Origin of the sequence: uncultured Neisseria sp., assembly GCF_951230505.1 — a bacterium.
In the GTDB taxonomy this organism is placed as follows: domain Bacteria; phylum Pseudomonadota; class Gammaproteobacteria; order Burkholderiales; family Neisseriaceae; genus Neisseria.
The window spans coordinates 1-8,629 of the sequence record NZ_CATNVN010000073.1 but is presented as its reverse complement, the minus strand read 5'-3'; the positions used below and the strand labels follow the sequence as shown (position 1 = coordinate 8,629).

The following is an 8,629-nucleotide window of genomic DNA, read 5'->3' as shown; positions in this document are numbered from 1 at the left end:
GGACTTTTAATCCGTTGGTCGAGCGTTCGAATCGCTCACGACCCACCAAATATGAAAACCTGCTTTGAAAAAAGCAGGTTTTTTTATATTCTCCATCAAACCTTTCTTCACTTGATACCTCCCTTATTATCAACATCAATAATATTCGAGCTTTGTCACAATGCTGTTATGGATGCAACTCAAGGCATCACACCAGCACCAACCTCTTGAATCAATCAAACCCAACTCCCCCACCCATCATCTTTTTCTAAAAGCTTCCAAATACCTATCATCAACCCACGCTAAATCCTCTTGTATGCTAGACGATTTAGGCATAGACTAAAACTACATCCAACTACAACAACAGGAGAAGGTTTGATGAAACAACTGTCTATGTATATCAACGGCCGCTTTGAAACCGACTTTAACGGCACATGGCGTGATGTATTGAATCCGGCAACCGAAGAAGTCATCGCGCGTGAGCCTAAAGGCGGAAAAGCCGATGTTGATCGTGCCGTTGCCGCGGCCAGAGATGCGCAAACTGCATGGGAGCGTTTGCCTGCCGTTGAGCGCGGCGCATACCTGCGCAAAATTGCCCAAGGCATCCGCGAACGCGCCGATGAGCTGACCGACACCATTGTCGCCGAAGGCGGCAAAACCAAAGATTTGGCACGCATAGAAGTTATGTTCACTGCCGATTATCTCGACTACCAAGCCGAATGGGCGCGCCGTTATGAAGGTGAAATCATCCAGAGCGACCGCCCGCGTGAAAATATTTTATTGTTCAAACGTCCTTTAGGTGTGATCGCCGGCATTTTGCCGTGGAACTTCCCATTCTTCCTGATCGCCCGCAAAATGGGCCCGGCTTTGGTAACCGGCAATACCATCGTCGTCAAACCAAGCAGCGTTACCCCGATTAACTGCCACATCTTTGCTGAAATCGTTCATGCTTCAGGCTTACCGGCCGGTGTATTCAACGTCGTCAACGGTCCGGGCGCAGAAATCGGCAATGCCTTGGCATCACATCCGCAAGTCGACATGGTCAGCCTGACCGGTTCTGTCGATGCCGGCCGCCAAGTGATGGAAGCCGCCGCCGCCAACATTACCAAAGTCTCACTGGAACTGGGCGGCAAAGCCCCTGCCATCGTCCTGAAAGATGCCGACTTGGATCTGGCCGTCAAATCTATCTTGGCTTCACGCGTGGGCAATACCGGCCAAATCTGCAACTGCGCCGAACGCGTGTATGTCCACAACAGCCTGAAAGACGCGTTTATCGAAAAAATGACCACCGCCATGAAAGGCGTGCGCTACGGCAACCCGGCCGAGGCTGAACCCGGAGCACTGGAAATGGGCCCATTGATTGAAGAGCGCGCCGTCAAAGCCGTTGCCGAGAAAGTCGAACGCGCCGTCAAACAAGGGGCCACACTGGTCTGCGGCGGCAAACGTGCCGACGGCAAAGGCTACTTCTTCGAACCTACCCTGCTGACCGATACCGACAACAGCATGGACATCATGAAGGAAGAAACCTTCGGCCCAGTCCTGCCGGTTGCCACTTTCGACACACTCGATCAAGTCATCGCCTTGGCAAACGACAGCGAATTCGGCCTGACCAGCTCCGTCTATACCACCAATCTGAATGAAGCGTTTTATGTAACCCGCCGCCTGCGTTTCGGCGAAACCTACATCAACCGCGAAAACTTTGAAGCTATGCAGGGCTTCCATGCTGGTTGGAAAAAATCAGGTATCGGAGGTGCCGACGGCAAACACGGTTTGGAAGAATATCTGCAAACCCAAGTTGTTTATTTGGAAACCGATATCTAACTGCCCTTCATAAAACAAAAGGCCGTCTGAAACCGATTTTTCAGGTTCCAGACGGCCTTTCTGCCTTTATAGAAAAAAACACCGACATCGCGTAAAATAGAGCCAATTTTTCACTTTATTCAGGCCGTCTGAAAACTCCGGCAGCCTGACTCATTTTTCCGGAAAACACCATGAGCGAACAAAACAATCCGCAAATCGAGCCGCAGTTGGACGAAAACCAAATCATCGCCCTGCGCCGCGAGAAACTGCACAACATCCGCAAAGAACGCAACGCCTACCCTAACGATTTCAAACGCGACAGCTTTGCCGCCGACCTGCATACCCAATACGGCGAAATCAGCAAAGAAGAACTCGACCCGCAAGGCATTCCCGTCAAAGTGGCCGGCCGCATGATGCTCAAACGTCAAATGGGCAAGGCGAGCTTTGCCACCATTCAAGACGTTACCGGTCAAATCCAGCTTTATCTGAACAACAAAGGCGTGAGTCAGGAAGTTTTGGACGATTTCAACCACTGGGACTTGGGCGACATCGTCGGCGCGGAAGGTACTTTGTTCAAAACCAACCACGGCGAATTGACCGTGCGCGTGTCCAACATCCGTCTGCTGTCCAAATCCCTGCGCCCTCTGCCGGACAAACACAAAGGTTTGAGCGATCAGGAAACCAAATACCGTCAACGCTACGTCGATTTGATTGCCAACGAAGAATCGCGCAATACCTTCATCAAACGCAGCCAAATCATCCAATCTGTGCGCAATTTTATGGTGAACGAGCATTATCTCGAAGTCGAAACCCCGATGATGCACCCGATTCCGGGCGGTGCGACGGCAAAACCGTTCGTTACCCACCACAATGCCTTGGACATTCCGCTCTATCTGCGTATCGCTCCCGAGCTGTATCTGAAACGCTTGGTTGTCGGCGGTTTGGAACGCGTGTTTGAAATCAACCGCAGCTTCCGCAACGAAGGCATGTCTGTGCGCCACAACCCTGAATTCACCATGATTGAATTCTACGAAGCCTTCTCCGACTACGAACGCATGATGCAAATGGCGGAAGATATCATCCGCAACGCTTCCCGCGCGGTAAACGGCACGGCAAAAATTAGCTACAACGGCAAAGAAGTCGATTTGGAGAGCCCGTTTGAGCGCCTGACCATTCTCGGTGCCATCAAAAAATACAATCCGCACTACACCGATGAGCAGTTGAACGATGAAGAATGGCTGAAAAAAGAAATCGTCAAACACGGCGAAAGCCTGCCTCCTTCTCCGGGCATCGGCAGTCTGCAACTCGCCCTGTTTGAAGGTTGCGCCGAGGGCAAACTGTGGAACCCGACTTTCATCATCGACTACCCTGTCGAAGTATCGCCATTGGCACGCGCATCCGACAGCAAACCGGGTTTGACCGAACGCTTCGAGCTCTTCGTTGTTGGCCGCGAACTGGCAAACGGCTACTCTGAGTTGAACGATCCGGAAGATCAAGCCGAACGCTTCAAAGCGCAAGTGGCGCAAAAAGACGCCGGCGACGACGAAGCCATGCACTACGATGCCGACTACATCCGCGCCATGGAATTCGGCTTGCCGCCGACCGGCGGCTGCGGTATCGGCATTGACCGCTTGGTAATGTTGCTGACCGATTCGCAAACCATCCGCGACGTGATTCTGTTCCCACAAATGCGCCCCGAATAACACATTGAAATAAAATCAAGGCCGTCTGAAAACAAGATTCTGTTTTCAGACGGCCTTTTTGTTCAAATATGTAAAACGGAAAAATTAAAATCGATAATTCCTTTACATTATAATAATAAAATTCCATGATAATCAAAAGCATAATATAAAAAAGAATATGTAAACGTTTTTCAGTTTGTTGACAGTCTGCTAGAATACATCCAATTACAGACAGCCCACACACAGGCCGTCTGAAAATGCAAAAACTCTGAAAGGTTTGTATGGATCAATTTTTCGAACAGCTTCACGGCTGGGTAAACGCCATCAACGACCCAATGTGGTCGGGGTTGGTATATATGCTTTTAGGCGCAGGCCTCTTTTTCACCGTTACCACCGGTTTTGTACAATTCCGCCTCTTCGGCCGCAGTATCAAAGAAATGCTAAGCGGTCGCAAACAAGGTGATGATCCGCACGGAATCACACCGTTCCAAGCATTTGTTACCGGCTTGGCCAGCCGCGTAGGCGTGGGCAACATCGCCGGTGTGGCGATTGCCATCAAACTCGGTGGGCCAGGCGCGGTATTCTGGATGTGGGTAACCGCCTTAATCGGCATGAGTTCGGCGTTTGTCGAATCTTCACTGGCCCAACTCTTTAAAGTCCGGGACTACGACAACCACCACTTCCGCGGCGGTCCTGCCTACTACATAACTCAAGGTCTGGGACAAAAATGGCTGGGCGTTTTGTTCGCCCTGAGCCTGATTTTCTGTTTCGGCTTTGTATTTGAAGCCGTACAGACCAATACCATCGCCGATACCACCAAAGCGGCATGGGGCTGGGATCAACACTATGTCGGTGTCGCTCTGGTCATTCTGACTGCCCCTATTATCTTCGGCGGTATCCGTCGCGTATCTAAAGCCGCGGAAATTATCGTTCCGCTGATGGCGGTTTTATATCTCGTCATAGCACTCTTCATCATTGCTACCAATATTTCCCTGATTCCTGACGTGTTCGGTCAGATTTTCTCCAACGCGTTCAACTTCGATTCGGCTGCAGGCGGTTTCCTCGGCGGTCTGATTTCGACCACCATGATGCAGGGTATCAAACGCGGCCTGTATTCCAATGAGGCGGGTATGGGTTCCGCGCCGAACGCCGCAGCCGCAGCCGAAGTGAAACACCCCGTCTCCCAAGGTATGATTCAAATGCTGGGCGTTTTCGTCGATACCATCATCGTCTGCTCATGCACCGCCTTTATTGTCTTGACCTATCAACAGCCTTACGGTGACCTGAGCGGTGCGGCGCTGACCCAAGCGGCAATCGTCAGTCAGGTAGGCGAATGGGGCGCGGGCTTCCTTGCCGCCATCCTGTTTATGTTTGCCTTTTCAACCGTTATCGGCAACTATGCCTATGCTGAGTCCAACGTCCAATTCATCAAGAGCCATTGGCTGATTACCGCCGTTTTCCGTATGCTGGTTTTGGCATGGGTCTACTTCGGCGCAGTTGCCAACGTACCCTTGGTATGGGATATGGCAGACATGGCTATGGGCATCATGGCATGGATTAACCTCGTCGCCATCCTGCTCCTGTCCCCACTTGCCTTCCTGCTGTTGAAAGACTACACAGCCAAGCTGAAAATGGGTAAAGACCCAGAGTTCAAACTCTCTGAACACCCAGGCTTGAAACGCAAAATCAAATCCGATATCTGGTAAAACCAAAGGCCGTCTGAAATTTCAGACGGCCTTTTTAATCCCTGCCATCTAGATAAAACGATGCCCCTTAAAGCAGAAGCCTTAAGGGGCAGAGCGTTGCGGCACATCTTTTCAGACGGCCTTATTGTAGCAACGTTTCTCATTTCGCAGTGCAACAATATGGACAGATTCTAATTCCAAATCGGCACCCAGTCAAGCATTTCATTTGCATGGTAATACTTACCTAGGATATATTTATACTTACCAAACATCATATTACGGAGAAACTGATGGCTGCATTCAAACCCAATCCAATCAACTACATCCTCGGTCTCGATATCGGCATCGCATCCGTCGGCTGGGCGATGGTAGAAATTGACGAAGAAGAAAACCCCATCCGCCTGATTGATTTGGGCGTGCGCGTATTTGAGCGTGCAGAAGTTCCGAAAACAGGTGACTCTCTCGCAGCGGCAAGACGCTTGGCACGCAGTGTTCGCCGCCTGACCCGCCGTCGCGCCCACCGTCTGCTTCGGGCCCGCCGCCTATTGAAACGCGAAGGCGTATTACAAGCTGCCGATTTTGATGAAAACGGCTTGATTAAATCCTTACCGAATACACCATGGCAACTTCGCGCAGCCGCATTAGACCGCAAACTGACGCCTTTGGAGTGGTCGGCAGTCTTATTGCATTTAATCAAACATCGCGGCTATTTGTCGCAAAGAAAAAACGAGGGCGAAACTGCCGATAAGGAGCTTGGCGCTTTGCTTAAAGGCGTAGCCGACAATGCCCATACCTTACAGATAGGCGATTTCCGCACACCGGCCGAATTGGCTTTAAATAAATTTGAGAAAGAAAGCGGCCATATCCGCAACCAGCGCGGCGATTACTCGCATACGTTCAGCCGCAAAGATTTGCAGGCAGAGCTGAATTTACTGTTTGAAAAACAAAAAGAATTTGGCAATTCGCATATTTCAGACGGCCTTAAAGAAGGTATTGAAACCCTGCTGATGGCGCAACGCCCTGCGCTGTCCGGCGATGCTGTTCAAAAAATGTTGGGACATTGCACCTTTGAGCCGGCAGAGCCGAAAGCCGCTAAAAACACCTACACAGCCGAACGTTTCATCTGGCTGACCAAGCTGAACAACCTGCGTATTTTAGAGCAAGGCAGCGAGCGGCCATTGACCGATACCGAACGCGCCACGCTTATGGACGAGCCATACAGAAAATCCAAACTGACTTACGCACAAGCCCGTAAGCTGCTGGGTTTAGAAGATACCGCCTTTTTCAAAGGCTTACGCTATGGTAAAGACAATGCCGAAGCCTCGACATTGATGGAAATGAAGGCCTACCATACCATCAGCCGTGCGCTGGAAAAAGAAGAATTGAAAGACAAAAAATCCCCATTAAACCTTTCTCCCGAATTACAAGACGAAATCGGCACGGCATTCTCCCTGTTCAAAACCGATGAAGACATTACAGGCCGTCTGAAAGACCGTGTTCAGCCCGAAATCTTAGAAGCGCTGTTGAAACACATCAACTTCGACAAGTTCGTCCAAATTTCCTTGAAAGCATTGCGCCGAATTGTGCTTCTAATGGAACAAGGCAAACGTTACGATGAAGCCTGCACCGAAATCTACGGAGACCATTACGGCAAGAAAAATACGGAAGAAGAGATTTATCTGCCACCGATTCCCGCCGATAAAATCCGTAACCCAGTCGTCTTACGCGCCTTATCTCAAGCCAGAAAAGTCATTAACGCCGTTGTACGCCGTTATGGCTCCCCTGCACGTATCCATATTGAAACGGCAAGAGAGGTAGGTAAATCGTTTAAAGACCGCAAAGAAATCGAAAAACGCCAAGAAGAAAACCGTAAAGACCGGGAAAAAGCCGCCGCTAAATTCCGAGAGTATTTCCCCAATTTTGTCGGCGAACCCAAATCCAAAGATATTCTGAAACTGCGCCTGTACGAGCAACAACACGGCAAATGCCTGTATTCGGGCAAAGAAATCAACTTAGGCCGTCTGAACGAAAAAGGCTATGTCGAAATCGACCATGCCCTGCCGTTCTCGCGCACATGGGACGACAGTTTCAACAATAAAGTGCTGGTATTGGGCAGCGAAAACCAAAACAAAGGTAATCAAACCCCTTACGAATACTTCAACGGCAAAGACAACAGCCGCGAATGGCAGGAATTTAAAGCGCGTGTTGAAACTAGCCGTTTTCCTCGCAGTAAAAAACAACGGATTCTGCTGCAAAAATTCGACGAAGACGGCTTTAAAGAACGCAATCTGAACGATACGCGCTACGTCAACCGTTTCCTGTGCCAATTTATTGCCGACCGTATGCGGCTGACAGGTAAAGGAAAAAGACGTGTCTTTGCATCCAATGGACAAATTACCAATCTGTTGCGCGGCTTTTGGGGATTGCGCAAAGTGCGTGCGGAAAACGACCGCCATCACGCCTTGGACGCTGTAGTCGTTGCCTGCTCGACCGTTGCCATGCAGCAGAAAATTACCCGTTTTGTACGCTATAAAGAGATGAACGCGTTTGACGGTAAAACCATAGATAAAAAAACAGGAGAAGTGCTGCATCAAAAAACACACTTCCCGCAGCCTTGGGAATTTTTCGCACAAGAAGTCATGATTCGCGTCTTCGGCAAACCGGACGGCAAACCCGAATTTGAAGAAGCCGATACCCCAGAAAAACTGCGCGCGTTGCTTGCCGAAAAATTATCATCTCGCCCCGAAGCCGTACACGAATACGTTACGCCACTGTTTGTTTCACGCGCGCCCAATCGGAAGATGAGTGGGCAAGGCCATATGGAGACCGTCAAATCCGCCAAACGACTGGACGAAGGCATCAGCGTGTTGCGCGTACCGCTGACACAGTTAAAACTGAAAGACTTGGAAAAAATGGTCAATCGGGAGCGCGAACCTAAGCTATACGAAGCACTGAAAGCACGGCTAGAGGCACATAAAGACGATCCTGCCAAAGCCTTTGCCGAACCGTTTTACAAATACGATAAAGCAGGCAACCGCACCCAACAGGTAAAAGCCGTACGCATAGAGCAAGTACAGAAAACCGGCGTATGGGTGCGCAACCATAACGGCATTGCCGACAACGCAACCATGGTGCGCGTAGATGTGTTTGAGAAAGGTGGTAAGTATTATCTGGTCCCGATTTACAGTTGGCAGGTCGCAAAAGGGATTTTGCCGGATAGGGCTGTTGTACAAGGAAAAGATGAAGAAGATTGGACGGTAATGGATGATAGTTTTGAGTTTAAGTTTGTACTTTATGCGAATGATCTGATTAAAGCTGAACTTAAAAAAGAAACTTTCTTCGGCTATTTTTCTGGATTAGATCGTTCTACTGGCAACATTTCTTTGCGTTCACATGATTTAGATAAAACTAAAGGTAAAGACGGTATATATCGAATCGGAATTAAAACCGCTCTTTCATTCCAAAAATACCAAATCGACGAAC

At 49.6% G+C, this 8,629-nt stretch carries 5 protein-coding genes; all 5 read left to right on the top strand.

Annotated features, from left to right (window positions below):
* Positions 1 to 210 (top strand): hypothetical protein (locus Q1M25_RS05985; protein ID WP_300482904.1); only part of this gene is annotated, 210 nt, incomplete at its 5' end.
* A gap of 147 nt (positions 211 to 357) precedes the next feature.
* Positions 358 to 1,800 carry an aldehyde dehydrogenase gene (gene aldA / locus Q1M25_RS05980; protein ID WP_300482902.1) on the top strand — a complete coding sequence of 481 codons (1,443 nt, stop codon included), beginning with the start codon at positions 358 to 360 and terminating at the stop codon, positions 1,798 to 1,800.
* 170 nt (positions 1,801 to 1,970) lie between these two features.
* Positions 1,971 to 3,482 carry a lysine--tRNA ligase gene (lysS, locus tag Q1M25_RS05975; RefSeq protein ID WP_049323415.1) on the top strand — a complete coding sequence of 504 codons (1,512 nt, stop codon included), beginning with the start codon at positions 1,971 to 1,973 and terminating at the stop codon, positions 3,480 to 3,482.
* A gap of 260 nt (positions 3,483 to 3,742) precedes the next feature.
* Positions 3,743 to 5,167 carry a sodium:alanine symporter family protein gene (locus tag Q1M25_RS05970; protein WP_300482897.1) on the top strand — a complete coding sequence of 475 codons (1,425 nt, stop codon included), beginning with the start codon at positions 3,743 to 3,745 and terminating at the stop codon, positions 5,165 to 5,167.
* Positions 5,168 to 5,436: 269 nt separating this feature from the next.
* Positions 5,437 to 8,629, top strand: a 3,193-nt coding sequence (gene cas9 / locus Q1M25_RS05965) for a type II CRISPR RNA-guided endonuclease Cas9 (RefSeq protein WP_300482894.1), incomplete at its 3' end; no start/stop codon positions are given.